18 protein-coding genes are annotated in these 16,653 nt (G+C 32.4%); 7 read left to right on the top strand and 11 right to left on the bottom strand.

The genetic code is table 11. The features are described from left to right. Nucleotides 1-89 precede the first annotated feature (89 nt). The 7 genes from FOF46_RS04440 (at nucleotide 90) to FOF46_RS04410 (ending at nucleotide 5,624) form a co-directional block, all read left to right on the top strand. Nucleotides 90-869 carry a HipA family kinase gene (locus FOF46_RS04440; protein WP_143915591.1) on the top strand — a complete coding sequence of 260 codons (780 nt, stop codon included), beginning with the start codon at nucleotides 90-92 and terminating at the stop codon, nucleotides 867-869. Next, on the top strand, nucleotides 859-1,242 hold the full coding sequence (locus FOF46_RS04435) for a DUF3037 domain-containing protein (RefSeq protein ID WP_109434524.1): 384 nt from the start codon (nucleotides 859-861) through the stop codon (nucleotides 1,240-1,242). The genes FOF46_RS04440 and FOF46_RS04435 overlap by 11 nt, the downstream gene beginning before the upstream one ends. Nucleotides 1,243-1,289: 47 nt before the next feature. Beyond that, nucleotides 1,290-1,847 carry a Crp/Fnr family transcriptional regulator gene (locus FOF46_RS04430; RefSeq protein ID WP_143915590.1) on the top strand — a complete coding sequence of 186 codons (558 nt, stop codon included), beginning with the start codon at nucleotides 1,290-1,292 and terminating at the stop codon, nucleotides 1,845-1,847. A 67-nt stretch (nucleotides 1,848-1,914) separates the two neighbouring features. Beyond that, nucleotides 1,915-2,793: an enoyl-CoA hydratase/isomerase family protein gene (locus FOF46_RS04425; RefSeq protein WP_143915589.1), complete on the top strand. Its 879-nt coding sequence runs from the start codon at nucleotides 1,915-1,917 to the stop codon at nucleotides 2,791-2,793. Nucleotides 2,794-3,016: 223 nt separating this feature from the next. Next, complete coding sequence (locus FOF46_RS04420) at nucleotides 3,017-3,376, top strand: hypothetical protein (protein WP_143915588.1); 360 nt, start codon at nucleotides 3,017-3,019, stop codon at nucleotides 3,374-3,376. A 111-nt stretch (nucleotides 3,377-3,487) separates the two neighbouring features. Then, nucleotides 3,488-4,396 (top strand): 3-keto-disaccharide hydrolase, encoded by a 909-nt coding sequence (locus FOF46_RS04415; RefSeq protein WP_143915587.1) that lies wholly within the window; start codon nucleotides 3,488-3,490, stop codon nucleotides 4,394-4,396. Between the two features lie 28 nt (nucleotides 4,397-4,424). Continuing rightward, complete coding sequence (locus tag FOF46_RS04410; RefSeq protein ID WP_143915586.1) at nucleotides 4,425-5,624, top strand: serine hydrolase domain-containing protein; 1,200 nt, start codon at nucleotides 4,425-4,427, stop codon at nucleotides 5,622-5,624. Nucleotides 5,625-5,637: 13 nt separating this feature from the next. On the opposite strand, the gene FOF46_RS04405 is transcribed toward FOF46_RS04410, so the two are convergent. The 11 genes from FOF46_RS04405 to FOF46_RS04360 all read right to left on the bottom strand — a co-directional run bounded on the left by FOF46_RS04405 (nucleotide 5,638) and on the right by FOF46_RS04360 (nucleotide 16,644). Further along, nucleotides 5,638-6,558: a hypothetical protein gene (locus FOF46_RS04405; protein ID WP_143915585.1), complete on the bottom strand. Its 921-nt coding sequence runs from the start codon at nucleotides 6,556-6,558 to the stop codon at nucleotides 5,638-5,640. A 326-nt stretch (nucleotides 6,559-6,884) separates the two neighbouring features. Continuing rightward, on the bottom strand, nucleotides 6,885-7,844 hold the full coding sequence (locus tag FOF46_RS04400; protein ID WP_244299567.1) for a bifunctional helix-turn-helix transcriptional regulator/GNAT family N-acetyltransferase: 960 nt from the start codon (nucleotides 7,842-7,844) through the stop codon (nucleotides 6,885-6,887). Between the two features lie 193 nt (nucleotides 7,845-8,037). Continuing rightward, entirely contained in the window at nucleotides 8,038-8,859 is an 822-nt protein-coding gene (locus FOF46_RS04395) for an OmpA/MotB family protein (RefSeq protein WP_143915584.1), read from the bottom strand. A gap of 68 nt (nucleotides 8,860-8,927) precedes the next feature. Then, nucleotides 8,928-9,362: a hypothetical protein gene (locus tag FOF46_RS04390; protein WP_143915583.1), complete on the bottom strand. Its 435-nt coding sequence runs from the start codon at nucleotides 9,360-9,362 to the stop codon at nucleotides 8,928-8,930. Between the two features lie 84 nt (nucleotides 9,363-9,446). Then, the gene (locus tag FOF46_RS32920; protein ID WP_262713245.1) at nucleotides 9,447-9,575 is read right to left on the bottom strand and encodes a hypothetical protein; all 129 of its coding nucleotides are present in this window, start codon (nucleotides 9,573-9,575) and stop codon (nucleotides 9,447-9,449) included. A 10-nt stretch (nucleotides 9,576-9,585) separates the two neighbouring features. Next, nucleotides 9,586-10,167 (bottom strand): hypothetical protein, encoded by a 582-nt coding sequence (locus FOF46_RS04385; protein WP_208746746.1) that lies wholly within the window; start codon nucleotides 10,165-10,167, stop codon nucleotides 9,586-9,588. A gap of 178 nt (nucleotides 10,168-10,345) precedes the next feature. Then, a complete protein-coding gene (locus tag FOF46_RS04380; RefSeq protein ID WP_143915582.1) occupies nucleotides 10,346-11,605 on the bottom strand; it encodes a PepSY-associated TM helix domain-containing protein in 1,260 nt (419 codons plus the stop codon). A gap of 62 nt (nucleotides 11,606-11,667) precedes the next feature. Then, nucleotides 11,668-14,004, bottom strand: coding sequence for a TonB-dependent receptor domain-containing protein (locus FOF46_RS04375; RefSeq protein ID WP_143915581.1), 2,337 nt, complete (start codon nucleotides 14,002-14,004; stop codon nucleotides 11,668-11,670). A gap of 70 nt (nucleotides 14,005-14,074) precedes the next feature. After that, nucleotides 14,075-15,091: a transporter gene (locus FOF46_RS04370; protein WP_143915580.1), complete on the bottom strand. Its 1,017-nt coding sequence runs from the start codon at nucleotides 15,089-15,091 to the stop codon at nucleotides 14,075-14,077. A gap of 164 nt (nucleotides 15,092-15,255) precedes the next feature. After that, nucleotides 15,256-15,645, bottom strand: coding sequence for a hypothetical protein (locus FOF46_RS04365; protein ID WP_143915579.1), 390 nt, complete (start codon nucleotides 15,643-15,645; stop codon nucleotides 15,256-15,258). A 108-nt stretch (nucleotides 15,646-15,753) separates the two neighbouring features. Continuing rightward, a complete protein-coding gene (locus tag FOF46_RS04360; RefSeq protein WP_143915578.1) occupies nucleotides 15,754-16,644 on the bottom strand; it encodes a ketopantoate reductase C-terminal domain-containing protein in 891 nt (296 codons plus the stop codon). Nucleotides 16,645-16,653 lie beyond the last annotated feature (9 nt).

Here is a 16,653-nt window from a genome sequence, read left to right as displayed (position 1 = left end):
AATATTAGAAAACCATGAAATCCCTGAAATCTCATGGATTTGTAATCCGTTCATAAAAAAACAATGAACTTTTTACTATATTCGAAGCTATGAATACAATTGAAATTCGGACTGTAGATGTTGTTCAATATATAAAACCTTTACGAGAAGGAGGATCTCTTCCTGCAATAGTTAAAGCTGATGATGATTTTCTTTATGTTTTAAAATTTCGGGGAGCTGGCCAAGGGAAAAAAGTACTTATTTCAGAACTTATTGGTGGAGAACTGGCAAGGGCGATTGGATTACATGTGCCCGAATTGGTATTCATGAATCTTGATGACTCTTTTAGCAAAACCGAACCTGACGAAGAAATCCAAGACTTACTTAAATTTAGTGTAGGTCTTAACCTGGGCTTACATTTTTTATCCGGAGCAATTACATACGATCCTTTGGTTTCTATTGCTGATAGTATGACAGCATCCAAGGTGGTATTACTGGATAGTATGATTAGTAATATTGATAGAACTTTTAAAAACACAAATCTATTAAACTGGAATAACGAATTATGGTTGATCGATCATGGAGCCAGTTTTTATTTTCATCATAATTGGGAAAGATGGAAAAATCATCTTACTAGAACATTTCCTGCAATAAAAGATCATGTTCTTTTGGAGCGAGCGAATCATTTAAATGATGCTTCAAAAGAAATCCAACGATTGATTAATAAGGATAAAATCATAGAAATTGTATCAAAAATACCTAAAGATTGGTTAGAGGATGAATCAGAGTTTTTAACGCCTGATCAAATGAGAGCGGCATATATTGAATTTATATGTACTAAACTTTCTAAGATAGATTCACTAGTTAAAGAAGCAGAAGATGCAAGATAAGGTTACATTTGAATTTGCTGTTATTCGATTTGTTCCAAAGGTTGAACGAGAAGAGTTCTTTAATATTGGTGTAATATTGTTCTGTAAGCGCAAAAAATTTCTTGGTGTAAAATATCACGTTAATAAAAGCAAGTTTGAAGCTTTTTCAAATGACTTTGAATTAAAGCTGCTAGAGGAATATTTAAAATCCTGGAAGTTAATCTGCAAAGGTCAACCCTCTGGAGGAGCTATTGGAGAATTTGAACTAGCCGATAGATTTCGTTGGTTGGCAGCCTCAAGAAGTACTGTTATTCAAAGTTCAAAAACACATCCTGGTTTATGTAGTGACCCAGAAAAAGAATTAGAAGATCTTTTTGAAAGGTATGTTTTATAAGAAACATTGTCAAGTTATAGTATTCAATTAAACGATACGACAAGATCATGATAAATGAAAAAGTAAGTTCTTCTGATGTTTTAAAAAAGAAAATAATAGCACATATACAAGAAAAAGGCAATTCACCCATTGTTTTAAAAAGGAAAGAATACCTTATTAGAGAAGGTCGTATCGAAAATAGCATGTACATCGTTGAGCGGGGTTCTTTAAGAATATTTGTAAATAGAGAATCCGAGGAAATTACATTAAGGTTTGGTTATCGTGGTTCCTGGATGACTTCTTTTCCTTCTTTTTTGAGTAGAACTCCCTCCTTATATAATATACAAGCTATAAAAGAATGTCATTTACTTCAAATTGATAGAGATGATTTTTTTGATTTTATAGCTTCAACAAAAGAAAATCAAGCACTTTGGACAAAAATGCTTGAAGAGTTTGCAATTCAACAACTAGAACGAGAATTAGACATATCTATTCGTACACCTATAGAACGATACGACCGTTTATTAAAAAGAAGTCCTCATGTTTTTCAGGAAATTCCTAATAAATATATTGCATCATACTTAAGAATGAATCCCGAAACATTGAGTAGGTTGAAAAAACGTTGACTAGAGTCAATGTTTTCTGAAGACAAGTTCTTGATTTTTGTTTCTATAAATTCTAAATATAAAATAGATGGAACTAGAGCATAGTGATTCAATACAGAATCAAAATACAACAAATCTTATGAATTATGTCTTTCAGAGTTTTACCGTTGTAATAGACAAAGGAGTGGCGTTTGTTACTTTTGACTATGGAGAGACTAATATTCTGGATATAACCTTGGTTACAGAGTTAGATAAACTAGCTAAAATGCTTGAGGTTGATGAATCGATAAAGGTAATTGTCTTTCAAAGTGCTAATCCGGATTATTTTCTTTCACATGCAGATTTTAAATTACTTCAGAATTTTAGAGATCAAGGAGTATATGATAGTGATGAAATGCCATTGTATTCGGGTTTACTAGAAAAATTTAGGATCATGCCAAAAGCTACAATTGCAAAAATACAAGGCCGTGCTCGTGGTGGTGGTGCAGAATTTATTATGGCTATGGATATGAGTTTTGGAGCTATGAATTCTGCGTTATTATCTCAGATGGAAATTATAATAGGGATTCTTCCTGGAGGTGGAGCAGCACAATATCTTGCCAGAAAAGTAGGAAGATCCAGAGCCATGGAAATCTGTTTGGGAGGAGGAGATTTTGATGCATTGGAGGCCGAAAAATATGGATATATTAATAGAGCGATCCCAGATGATGAGATCGATTCTTTTGTAGAAGACCTAGCGTATAGAATCGCTACGTACCCAGCAAAGGCAATTGCTTATAACAAAGCTACCGTAAATTTATTTGAAAAAGATAGGGAACAAGAGTTTATTATCTCAAATCAATGGTTTGCTGAACTTGTAAAAACAACTGAATTTGATGATAGAGTAGATAAATTTTTTTCACAGGGTGGTCAAACCAGGAAAGGGGAATTATCTAACTGGAAAGAATGGGCAAGAAAATTAAAATAGTCGTTTTTTATTCAAATTTTGACCTACATTGACATTATGAATGTTTTGATTATTGAAGAAAAGAAAACAAACCTAGTTACTAAAAGGTGATTATTGTAAATTAAAACCCATTTAAGCTTAAATTAATGAATAGAAATAAAACATTAAGGAACTGAAAAACATACTGATGATTCTTACGAATTTCTTAAATAAAATAACTTTGAAACCAAAAAAGATTTTTTTTATGGATAGTATAGGAGCATTGATAACTGCTATATTCTTAGGCTTGGTATTAGCAAGATTGGAACCTATTTTTGGAATGCCTCCAAAAGTGCTGTATGGTCTGTCTTTTATTGCTTGCATGTTTGCCTTGTATTCATTTTACTGTCATTTACAACTTACCAAAAACTGGAGACCATACCTGATAGGTATAATTAGTGCAAATCTGATATATTGTTGTTTGACCACTGGTTTAGTGATTTGTTATTATCAAAAACTAACAAATTTGGGCTTAATGTATTTTTTGTTTGAAATTATGGTAATCCTAATTCTGGTATGTATTGAATTAAAAACAGTTTCCGAATTAACCTACAGAAAAGATTGATTTTGAGATTCTATCCATAATAATCGTTTGTTTTCTATCATACTTACTATATATTTAACGTGTAGCAAGACTAAATAGAAAAAAATATGAATTAATATAACACTTGCAATAATGAATAACATTCAAATACGAGTATTGTGTGTATGTATTCTATCGATTATCATTTCTTGTTCTGACTTTCCTAAAGATGAGCAACAGAATATTACCAAAGAAGTACAATGGAAATATTTAATAGATGAGGAATTATCGAATTGGGATACCTACTTAAGTTTTAAACATCAAAAGGGTTATGATGGTTCTGCACCAAAAAATGAAGATGGAACTTTGATAGATCCGATAGGAATGAACAAGTCAGAATATAAAGTATTTACTACTGTTAAGGAAGGAGAGGATGAAATCATTAAAGTAAGTGGAGAATATTATGGATGTTTGATTTCTAAAGAAGAATATAAGGATTATCATTTACAGTTGAAGTTCAAATGGGGAGATAAAAAATGGACTCCACGAGAATCATTACTTAAAGATTCAGGAATATTATATCATTCTATTGGACCAGTTGGAGCTGAGCATTGGAGAACGTGGATGCTGTCTCAGGAATTTCAAATCATGCAGGGACATACAGGAGATTATTGGAATCAGGCTACGTCGGCAATCGATATACGAGCATATACCCCAGAATATATAATGAATCCAATGGCTAATGAGCATCAGGACTATTTACATATTGGTGAAGGAGGACCTTATAAAAACTATTGTCTTAGGAGTAATGATTATGAGAAGCTTCATGGAGAATGGAATACTCTAGATTTGATTTGTTATAAAGATAAAAGTCTTCATATTGTTAATGGAAATGTAGTGATGATTCTTAAGAATTCCAGATATCTAAATTCACAAGGAGAAATGGTTCCTTTAACAGCAGGAAAGATTCAGTTACAAAGTGAAGCAGCCGAGATTCATTTTAAAGATATAAGAATTAGAGGATTAGATTCGTTATCATCAAATTATAAAACCTATTTCTAAATTAGAGCAAAATATACCGTAAAGCTAAATGAAAAAAAGAATTAGTATTCTAGTCGTGACCATTTTGATGTATTCAGCATATAGTCAAGTGAATGATTCAATACAGAATAAGCTTATTGAAGAATTAGAACAAATTTATTCACGTGGTTATATAACTGGATTTTCTGTTGCAATTGTGAATCAAAATGATATTCTATTTACAAAAGGATATGGATATTCTAATAAGAAAGAACATCAGGAATACTCAAAAAACTCTATTCAGAGTATTGCTTCAGTTTCTAAGACATTTATTGGTATAGCTTTACTTAAGGCTCAGGAATTAGGTAAACTTAAGTTGGATGACCCAATAAATGAGTACCTACCATTTGAAGTGACGAATCCTTATTTTCCAAATACATCTATAACGATACGACAGTTAGCAACACATACATCTACTATAAAAGATTCTCCGCGATATGAGAAGAATGGATACATTCTAAAAGAAAAGGAAAATGGTGGAGCTACAGTAAATACCAATTTTCGGTCTCCTGATGAAATGATGACTCAAGAAGCATTTTTGAGAAAAATTTTAAGTAAAAAAGGGGACTGGTACAAGAAGAATAATTTTTTAAAGAATAAACCTGGAGAAAAATTTAAATACTCGAATGTTGCTGCAGGATTAGCTGCTTTTATTATCGAAAAAGCAACAAACGAACCATTTAATGAATTTACAAAGACTCATATTTTTAAGCCTTTACAGATGTCTGAAACGGGATGGTTTTCTAGTGAAGTGGATTTCTCAAAACATTCTAAATTATATTCGACTACAGAAAAAGAATTGGCATTTTACCAATTGATAAATTACCCCGATGGGAGCTTAATTACTTCTTCTGAGAATTTAGGGAAATACCTCATAGAATTGATTGCAGGTTATAATGGAGAGGGAAATATACTAAAGAAAGAGAGTTATAAAGAGTTGTTCAAAGCACAACTAACGGACGAAAATTTTGAAGAGCGAAATGAAGGCCCTTACAATGATGAATATAATATGGGGATATTTATGGGGATTTCTGCTCAGGGGCAAATGGGACATACAGGGGGAGATCCTGGAGTAGCATCATACATGTTTTTTAATACTAAAACCAAAATAGGGAAAATTCTTATCGTAAATACAGATCTAAAAAAGGAAGGGATAAATGAATTTATAGACATCTGGAAAACATTAGAAAAGTATGAAGCCAGACTCTAAGTTAATTACTTGATTATTCATAATAAGCAATCTCTCGTTCACATACGAGCATTGGAATTTCATTTTTATACACTATTTTTTTAATCCAATTGTTATTGTTGTCATATTCATATGTCGTACTGTTGTACTCGGTAGGTGTTGCATCAGAGTAGTACATATGACTTTCAATTTGGTCACCATGCTCATTATAAGTCATTTTATAATGTGTGGTTTTTGATTTATTAAACCAATATTCATTGGTTTCATGCAATTTATTATTCTCATACGTATAATGTACTCGTAAATCTACTTCACCAACACCATTTCTATGTTCATCGATAAAATTATTTCCATTACTATCATATGTACAAGTCTGCACAGACTCTAACTGGTTGGCAAGATTATAAATCTTTTTTTCAAAAACGTTAGGGCCACTATAGATAAATATAGTTTTCTCAATGATAAACTTTCCATTGATACTATGTTCGATGAATTCTATAACCTGACCTTTAGAATTGTATTTATATGAGAAATCCTGACTTAATTTACCATCGATAAATTCTTGAGTTCGTATCTTTTCTCCTTGTGAGTTATAAGTGTAAACTGTTTCAGATTCTTGATGATCATCAAGAGAGTAATTATATATCTTGTTTAGAAACCCCAAAGTATCATATGTATAGGTATGTTTTGAACCCATATTTTTTTTGGTATCAAACCAGTGGCTTTTTTTTAATAAACGCCCACTTTGAATAAAGACCAATTCAACCGCCTGATTAAAACTATCTTTTTGTATGATATTATTTTTTTGGTCTAGAGTAGCGTGAGAAGTTATTTCTTTTAAAGATTTTACTGATCCTTTTAGTTCTAATTGTGCAAGATCATTTTGTGCCTTTACCCCGAAGAGAAAGGAACTTACTGCAATCAGCAGTGTTAAAATTCTGTAATTTAGCCTCATAAAGTTAGTGTATCCTGTGTGAATGGGTCTCTAGAATTACTAAAATAAAAATAATTAAGAAAATACAATACAAAAACCTTAAAAAGAATACGGTAATACCATGTGTTTTTAAGAGCTAATATTAGAATCTTTTGTACATCATGTTTCGAACGTTCTTCTGTTTTTTTTCAATCCATAGAACATATATTCTAATTAGACTTAAAAAACTTTTTTATATTAGTAAGCTATAATTCGGCGCAGAGAGTTGAGGTAAAACATGTAAACAAATCCATTATGAAGGATTTTATAATTCAACTCTTTTTTAGCGCCGAAATTATAGCTACATCTTAGTGTAGTTTAAATTCCATTTGAATATTACATCGTTGGTATGGGGTAGGTATACCAATTACTTTTTTAAATCCTAGTTTGTAGTATAAATTAATAGCCGGTTTTAGTACAGTATTGCTTTCTAAATATATATTTTGAGCTCCCAAAGATTTTGCTTTTTTAAGTATAGCTTCACCTAAAAGAAATCCAATACCTTTGCCTTTTGCCTTTGGAGAAACTGCCATTTTTGCCAATTCAAAATCATAATTTGGATGATCCATTTTTATCAAAGCACACACACCAACAGGTTCATCTTTATACAGCGCAATTAAAATCTCACCCCCACGATCTAATATATATTCTTCTGGATTATCCAAAGCTCTATGGTCGGCTTCCTCCATAGTGAAAAAATTAGTAATCCATTCTTCATTAAGTTCTTTAAATGGTATTCTATATTTAGGTTCATAGGATATAATCTTAATATTTGCTGCTTCTCGATGTTTTTTCTCTTCCTTAACTCTTTGAAACATTGATTTTTGATCCAATAAAAGTTCAAATTCTTCAATAGCATGCCACATATTGTAGGTACTTTGGTCTAGTGTTTCCTCTACAGCTTTTCTTACATCAATGTATTGATCTCGAATTTGATTTGCCATTTGTTTCCCTTTAGGACCTAATGCTACATTATTTTTTCTTGCGTCGTTTTTATCTTTCTTTTCTAATAGAATCTTTTCTTTTACCATCTCACGAACAGTTTTGCTTACAGAAGGGTGTGAGTGACCGATCTCTATTGCTATTTCTGTAATTGATTTTTCTCCGTTTTCAGATACTACATAAAATACAGGAAACCATTTTGGTTTTAAATCTACATGATACAGTTCATAAATTTTATCAGCGTCTTTTGCCATTTGTTCACTTAGCATTCTTAGCCTGGTGCCAATTGCCATAATACCAACATTATTAAAAAAATCTGTTTTCATAACTATTTACGTAACTGATTACGTAAAAATATGGATATATTTTATTTTTTCAAAATTAAAACTCGAATAGACATTATTTTAAGAAAATGAAATTGGTATTGATGAATGTATATAATTAGGATACAACTCTTAAGTACATATATAAAAAATCCGGTCAAAAGGACCGGATTTTTATATATATCATTAGAATAATTTATTCTTTTGGACCGTTTTTCATATTTTCTTTTACAAGGCTATAAAACTCATCAAACTTAGGATCAATTATAATTCTTGTAGCGGTCTCTATACTTTCAGATCCGTATTCACTTTTTGCAAGCACTTCCATTCTTTTAGGATCTACTTTATGGTCAATTTGCAAAGCTCTGACAATGGCAGCTGCTTGTTTTGCACTAAGATCCCAGTTGTCACTGATGCTTTTATCTTTGAAACTAATAGCATTACTATTTCCTTCAACGATTATTTTTAAACCTGGTTTAGCTTTTAATGCATTAGCAATCTTTCCTAAAACACCTTTACCTTTATCGTCTACTTTATGACTATCATCATTCCCAAATAATGTGGCATTAGACAATACAATTAATACCATGCCATTTTGTACTCCGATATTTCCTTCTCCTCCTAAAGCATTTTTAAACACTGTTAATGTAGCTAGCTTAAGAGAATCGTTTTTCCCAATAGCATCATTTATTAACTTAAGTTGTCTATCTTTTTCCTGAAGACTTTTAAGAGATGTTTCTAAGTTTTTAGCTTTTTGATTTGATAACTGTGTAAAATTACTCATGTTGCTCAAAAGAGAAGCATTGGTGTCTTTAAGATCTTTTACCTGAGCTTCCATAGTAGCAACCTGAGTTAAGGTCGCTTTCTCTTTGTTGCGAGAATCATTCAACTCACCTTTTGTGGTTTTTAGCTCATTCCTTAATTTGGTTATTTCATCAAGAAGATCCTTTTTTTTCTGAGCTTGCATGGATGAAACTGAAATAAACAGTACAGATGCAAATACAATAATTTTTCTCATTGGTTTTAATATGATTTGTTGCAACTGCTAAAGTAAAACATTTTTATAAATAACAAAGCAAGTGACCTTTATGACTTTTTCAAGATTTGTTTTGCATTTTCAATACTAGCGTTAATTTGGTCTTTAAGTTTATTTACTTTAACCTCTTCTTCTTGCAGTAATTTCATCTGAGAAGACATCTTTTCTTTATCTACTTTTTGATCTTCTTCTTGATGCGGAAAAGTATCACTAAATTCACTCATCCAACTCATCATAAAATCATATGCATCTTTTACATCTTGTTGTGCTTTTGCATAGGATTGTCCTTGTGCTGTGGTATCTACTTTGGTTTCTAATTCTTTAATTAGACTACTCATTTCCCCCATTTTGGGCATGACTTCATCATGCACATCAATTATTTTTTGCATCAGAATATCAAATTCTTGTTCTTCTTTAGAAAGTTGATTACAGGATGTGCATACTAATAATAGTAGTAAGGCTGAGTATATAAACGATGATTTCATAAGTATAATTTTTTTATGTGATTTTTATTTCATTTTGTATTAAAAGGCAACCTTAATAAAGGATGTTTGTTTTTTTCAAAGATATTATTTTTCCTCTTCACGTTTAAGTTTTGCTTCATAGTATTGGTTTCCTATATCATTCATTTTACGTAATTGAAGAATAATTTGAAAAACACAAAATGAAATTACTGTAATTAAAATATAAGTTAGCATATATTAAATTTTAAAGTTTATTAGTTTTTTTACGATTGAATGTCTTTGAAGTCAAAATATAAAGTGTGAATCCAGAAAGAATGGTGAAGATGCCAAAAAAAGAAAATGCTCTAAGTAAGAGGTTATTAAAGTCATCACGTTCCTGATAGTCCATGGTATGCAACATCCATAAAAAATCAAAGATTCGCCATTTATTGTTTCTAAACGTTTGAACATTTCCGTATGTTACCGATACATATATCGTAGTATTTGCTGGTTCACTAAATGAAATAGCATAGGCCGGTAATGGCCGATTACGGTATTCGTGATGATTTCCTGTTGAGGTGAGATATTCAACTTCTGTTACTGGAGCTTTTATATTCAACTTATTTTTAGAAAGTTGGATAGCTTCGTTTTCCTGAAGTGGTTTTCTCAGATTTCCATTTTCAGCATTTATTAATACTACTTTTCTCTCCCCTTTATTAGTGATCTCAATACGATATATTGGGTCCATCAGTATCGTTGTAAGTTCTAATGATACTACACTATCATTCTTTACAAGATGTTGATCTAAAAAATCTTTTGGAGAAACGTAATTGATATCCTTTGGCAATATTGGAGCGTTCTTTTTTAAATGATCCCCTCTTATTTCATCAATATTCGTCTAACTAAAATAGAGTCCGCCTACGGTCCAAAGTAAAAATTGAATTCCAAGGATGATACCAAGGTAACGATGCCATTTACGAGTTAAACGTACTACTTTACTTTTCTTCATTCTCTATAATTTTTTATTAAGCAGAAAGTATTGTCTTTCTCTTTTTCTTTATGGTTCTGATATACTCAACAATTAAAAGAATGATTATACTTGCGCCAAATAATGGGAATACTAAACCTAGAATTCCTATAATTATTATAATTCCATATCCAATTTTAAAAGTGATGGGTACTTTTGGTATTCCCCATGATCCTTTACGTTTTCTAAGTATGTAAGAAATCAGAGCCGAGCCACTCATTATAGTCAAGGCTATTGCCGTAAAAAACATTAACCACCAATTCCAAACTCCAAATTCTCCTTGATGAAAAGCCATCACCCACATTCGCCCTCGCATTAATACTCCTACATCTTGCCAATCATTAGATAAAATCTGTTTTCCAGAGTATTGATCAAAATGAATCTTTTTTTGAGAGTTCAAATCAGATGGGTTATTGTTAGATACGCTAAAAACTCCTTGAGGACCTTTTGGAAAATGGATTTTTACCGTTCCTGTAAGATGGAGTGCTTCAGCTTTGATAGCAATTTGATCTAATGTTATAGGCTCTGCTTTGTGTTGAGATTGTAATTGGTGACCTTTCCAACTATCGGGGTAACCGGTATTTGTCATTTCCTGTAATTTTTTAAAGTTCCCTCCAACAACATCGGTCCATGGGAAAGCTCCAGCCAAAATGAGGATTAATAAACCAGAAATCCAAAACCCAGATATCGAATGCATATCCCTGAAAAATGTTCTTTTGCCTTCGCCAATTCTCGGAATGAAAAAACCTTTGAGTTTCCAGCCTCTTCCTGGCCACCAAACGTATAAACCTGTAAGGATTAGAACCAGCATCCAACTAGCAATAAGTTCTACTATTTTGGTGCCAAATTTGCCCATGAGTAATTCGCCATGTAATTTTCTAATGGTATACATGTCGGTTTCTTTTGTCACAATCTCCCCAGAGATTTCTCCTGTATATGGGTTTACAAACACGCTACTTTGTCCACTAAAACGACCAGAGATAAATTCGGTAGCATGATGTTTTGAAGTTGGTAATAGTAAAGCGTTTGGTTTTTTCACAGCATTTTTATTGGCAATTTGCCATTGTTGATCTAATGAAATACGATCTATTGCTACAGCTACTTCTTTGATATTCTTTTGCCTTGGCTTTTCATAATCTGCTTTAAAAAGATATATTCCTCCTGTTATAGAAAGTATAAGAATAAATGGAAGGGAGATTAATCCGGCGATAAAATGCCATTTCCAGAGCCATGTATTTAGTTTTTCATTTTTTTTCATTTCTCAATTAAGATTAGCCCTCCCAGATATAAATAATCCAGGAAGGCTGGTTGGATTGGTTGTTAGAAATTATATCGTGCACCAAGATGAAAAGCTCTCGGGTTTCCAATTGTAAAGCTATTTTCTCCTCTAAACCTATTAAAAGATGCTCTTGCAGCATAGAGTTCATCAAAGACATTAAGTGCATGACCCCAAACTTCAAAACCTTTATAGTTGATAGTAGCTCTAAGATTAAAAACAGAATGTCCCTTGTATGTTTCGGTGCCAAAAGTGCCATCCTGATTATTCACTTGTCCTTCAAAACTAGTGTTATATTCACCGACTAATTCGTATTCTGCACTAATACTAAATCCGAGGTTGTTTTCGAGATTTTTTCTATAGGTAATTAAGGAAGATCCTAATAGGTTAGGAGCAGTTTCTCTATCTGTGTCAGAATAATCGATACCTCCGTCAAAAAATTCGACATATCTGTGCTGTGCATAACTACCATTATGAGATATAGATAATTCTTTTATGGGAAACCATGTGATGCCATACTCAATACCATATGATCTTGTTTTTCCTGCATTGGTGTTAAAAAACTGATCGTTTTCATCTCTAAGAGTAATTAGAGTATTATTACCTTCAAGAAGGTAAATAGCTGCATCTAATTTTAGTTTTGCAGGTATGGTGAAATAACCCCCAACCTCATAGTTATTATAACGACTGGGCTTTATTCCTCGAAGTTCATTCCTGTTTCGATATAAGGTAGATACTTGTGGTGGCGCAAACCCTTGAGAATAGTTTGCATATAGTCCGGTTTTTGAATTTACATTATAATTAAAACCAAGTTTTGGAGTTAGGTTATTAAAATTATCTACAGCATCATCTACTCCAACAATTCCATCAGCCAGATTATCATAATCATACTCAAAGCCATCATACCGAAGAGCAGCGGTAACCTTTAACGCCTTGATAGGCGAAATTTCATATTGGAAAAACCCAGCATAATTAAAAATATTAGCTTCATAATTAAGGATAAAATCTCCTGAATTAATGCTGAAATCCAAATTTCTTCCTGTTTCAGGATCTACAGTTACGTTAATAGTTTCTGCTATATAATCTTGTGGCGAGTAGTCTACTGTACCTCCTAAAATTAAAGATGAATTGGCAAAACTAAAATCAATTTTATGTTGAATCAACCCTACATAACTTTTAAATTGATTAGAATTAATTTCTCCAGATCCAGAACCAGTCAATTGTCCTTGGTTTCTAAATTGTCGAACTCTATATGATGGATTTTGATCCATTCGATTGTTTCGCACTATAGTATTGAATGAGGTTTTATTATTATCATTCCAGTGTTTGTCTAATGTAGTTCTAACTCTAAAAGAAAGAGCTTCCCGTTCGGTAAACGTTTGATCACTTTCATAGTTTCCTCCATTATAATCAGCTTCACTTAAAGAGCCTGTCATATCGGATCTATAATCTACAATATCAAAAACGGTAGTCCATTTTGTTGTCTGATTAATATCATACACTGTTTTAAAGGTAACTGCCGTTTTTTCATAATTACTATGCTCTATTGGACCGTCTTCACGTTGTACATATTGTCCTCCAAGATAAAAACCAAATTTTTTACTTGCTTGATCCGATACTTCAAAATCATATCGGGTTAATCCCAAATCGTTAGTCTGAAAACCAACACTACCGCTTAGATCTTCGGTTGGGTTTTTAGTAATAAAATTAAAACTTCCTCCTATAGCTTCGCTACCATAAATACTGGATGCTGGTCCTTTTAGAACTTCAACTCGACCAAAAGCAATATCATTCATTTCTAATAATGCATTGTGATTAAAGACTGAAGTTGGACGAATTTGCAGACCGTCTTCAAGATATAAAAACAATGCTTTGGTTGAGATGGGAGAGCGAACGGCCATAAAATGCTGTTCATTACTAGCTGCTCTTGATGTGGACATGAACACTCCAGGAATTTGATTGACCAATTGATCGATACCAAATGCTTTGGTTTCTTTCATTACTCTTGCGTTGATGGTAGCAATGGATCCCGGAACCTCAGAACGTTTTTGAATTTCTCTACTTGCCGAAGTTACTAGAACTTCCTCTAAAGTTACATTGTCTGTAGTTAATCTAATCACATTAAAAGTACTTGTTAAGGATACTTTTTTAGTATTGTATCCTAAAAAGCTAACAGTAACATCAGCAGAATTTTCAAGAGTAATTTTAAATACTCCCTCTTCATTACTCATCACTCCGTTGGCATTATTCTCTGATGCTATGATAGTAGCGCCAAGTAAAGGGTTGTTAGATTGATCAACTATTTTTCCTTCGTATGATTGTTGGGCATAACTATGTATCCCTAAACATAGGGTAATTATAAAAACTAATGTGTTTTTCATTTTTTATATTCTCTTAACATGCTTTTTTGAAATCAATAAACCATGTTTAATTTTTTATGATTTTTATGTTCTATAAAGCGTATTGCAACCCTAATGTCAATGTTTCTTTGGTCCTAAGCTGTACTCCGTTCATGTTTTGAAATACCGGTAATGCAGCTTCAAAACCTAATCGAAGATCTTTCAGGTTTCCTTTAAAAGCATACAAATTAAAGCCAAGACCAGCATTTGCATATGTCATTCCTGAATTAGCAGTATCGGCTGTAATAACCATCATTGGATTAAGCACAGGATTAATACCTTCGATTTTATCAATTGCACCTAATTCTATTCTTCCCGAAAAACTTAACCAATCCAGAGCTTTCACTGCTACCCAATTATTGATGCTGTATTTGTTTCCCAGACGATAGTTATTGTCATTTTTTCCTGTACGTAGTGTAGTTCTGGCTTGTGATCCAAAAGAAAGAGTTCCCCATTGTTTTAGATAGGTTAAAGCTAGCTCGGCATCCCATGTTCCACTTCCTATTTGCATAGGATAGGGGAGGATTACTTCATTAGGAGAAGATGCAGGAGTAACATCTTCTTCATCAATACTACCAGTAGGAATTGATAGACCAACTTGTGCATGTAATTGTTGAGTGTTTTTGTTAAAAAACTTATAAAGTGCAGAAACTTTTGTGTCACCAAAACCAGAAGACTGAGTAGTAAATGATCCTCCCATAGCGGTCACATGATCCATTTCACTTGATAGATAATTAACCATTCCTACTAAAGTGATTTTATCACTTGGTGCATACATAGCCCCCAGCATATGCATATTCATAGGCATACTAGTTGGAGTAACCATATAAATGTCATTGGGACGTAATGCATTAGAGAAGGGGACATTTTCGCTTCCTCTATTAAGTTCATCCATGTTCATATACATATATCGGTAGGAGAACATTACTTCTCCCTTTCCATGGGTATGATCTCCCATTACAGAGATGGGGGCATGGCCATCTGGACGTGCCCCTGACCATTTATTTTCTTCTTGAGCAAATATTATTTGAGTAGCCGCTAAGAGTAGGGCATAGATGTGTTTTTTCATCTTATAGAATGAATTATTACGATGCTCTCCAACTGTTTACTTTTAGGTATACAGAGGAGTCATCATTGTTATGATATTTAAAAGGTTTGAATTTTTTGCATTAATACATGCTGAATAGGAATTGATTCGTATTCAAAAGTAAATTCAAAAGTATGTTAGAATAATTATGAAAGGATATGCTCAGGAGGGTGGTCGATATCTTTGGAAATTGCTTTTGTATGTAAATATTTTACTTTCCAGTTTTGAGTATACTCAGAAATGAAAGGATTTGTATTTTTTATCTGTACTGTATGATCCTGAAAAAAAAGCGGAATAAAAGCTTCGGTAATTACAATGGTGCCAGAAGAATCCTCTGAAGATGGTTGCGTTTTGGCTTTCATCTGACTCATTAAATAACATTTTCCGTTACAATTTAGCCTTGGCCGTTCTTTATTGACACAATACTTTTCTACTATAGTATCAATGTTAAGCTGATAATATAGAACGGTACTGATTTGTATCATGGGCCGTATGGCAAAAGAAGCAAATAAAAGTATGGAGAAAAATATTCTCATCAATACACGTTAAATTTGCTGCAAAAGTACAAATTAGAATTATTATTATATCTTAAAAAAACGTAAGATTTTGGTAAAAAATAACACTGCAGTAATTATTATATAACGCTATTTTGGAGAGCGATTTATTTTACTTAGGATATTGCAAATCAAATTAGTAAAAGGAGTGTTAATATGATAGAAAGCTCCTTTTTTTTTGATTACACCATTTTTGGCTCCTAATTCAATTGGATTACCATTGCGTCTATCGGTTAGCATAGAACTTCCTTTTGTGTCCGGGTATTTGATGAGTTTGTCAAACATTTCATCAATAAAAGAATCATTAATATTGGCTCCATCAGCTTTTGCAACATTAATACCTTCGATAAGCAAGCTCTTATAGAGCTCTTGCATTTTTGGATCTTTGAAAACCCAGCATGTTTCTCCTGTTAAGCATAGAATGGCTCCTAAAGTTGAGCTTTCACATACTTTTTTCCAGCTTTCGGTTTTAAAGTCAGAAGTAGTTTTGATACAAAGTTCTTTTTTATTAAATAAATCAGAGAACTCTTTTAGTGCTTCTTTTTTAGAAATTGTAATAGTTGGTTTTCTTAACTGTTCATAAAATCCATCAGAGCCCGGTTGCACAGGACAATCGATCATACATTCTATAATATAATTTTCTGAAGTAAATTCTAGGATAGGTTCTTTTAGTTGCAAACCATTACGAATTACCACAATTTTTGTTGAAGGACCAATGAGTTTGGATAACCATTCTTTTGCATTCTCGAATTGATATTCTTTTAGACAAATAATCAACCAATCTAAATGTTGTTTTTTATCAATGTAAATATCACAACGTATTGAGAACTCAATTTTTATATTATTTCTTTTTATTTTAATCGTTTCTCTTGGTGACCTGTTATAGTGATATGTATTTGGCAGGTATTGAGGATTTATCAAAGATGCAATTACAGATCCAATTGCTCCTATGCCTAAAATACCTATTGTTTTAGTATCCATTTTTTGACT

The organism is Aquimarina algiphila (assembly GCF_007489275.1).
GTDB lineage: Bacteria > Bacteroidota > Bacteroidia > Flavobacteriales > Flavobacteriaceae > Aquimarina > Aquimarina algiphila.
The sequence above is the reverse complement of the archived record's forward strand: the minus strand, read 5'-3'. Positions and strand labels throughout refer to the sequence as shown.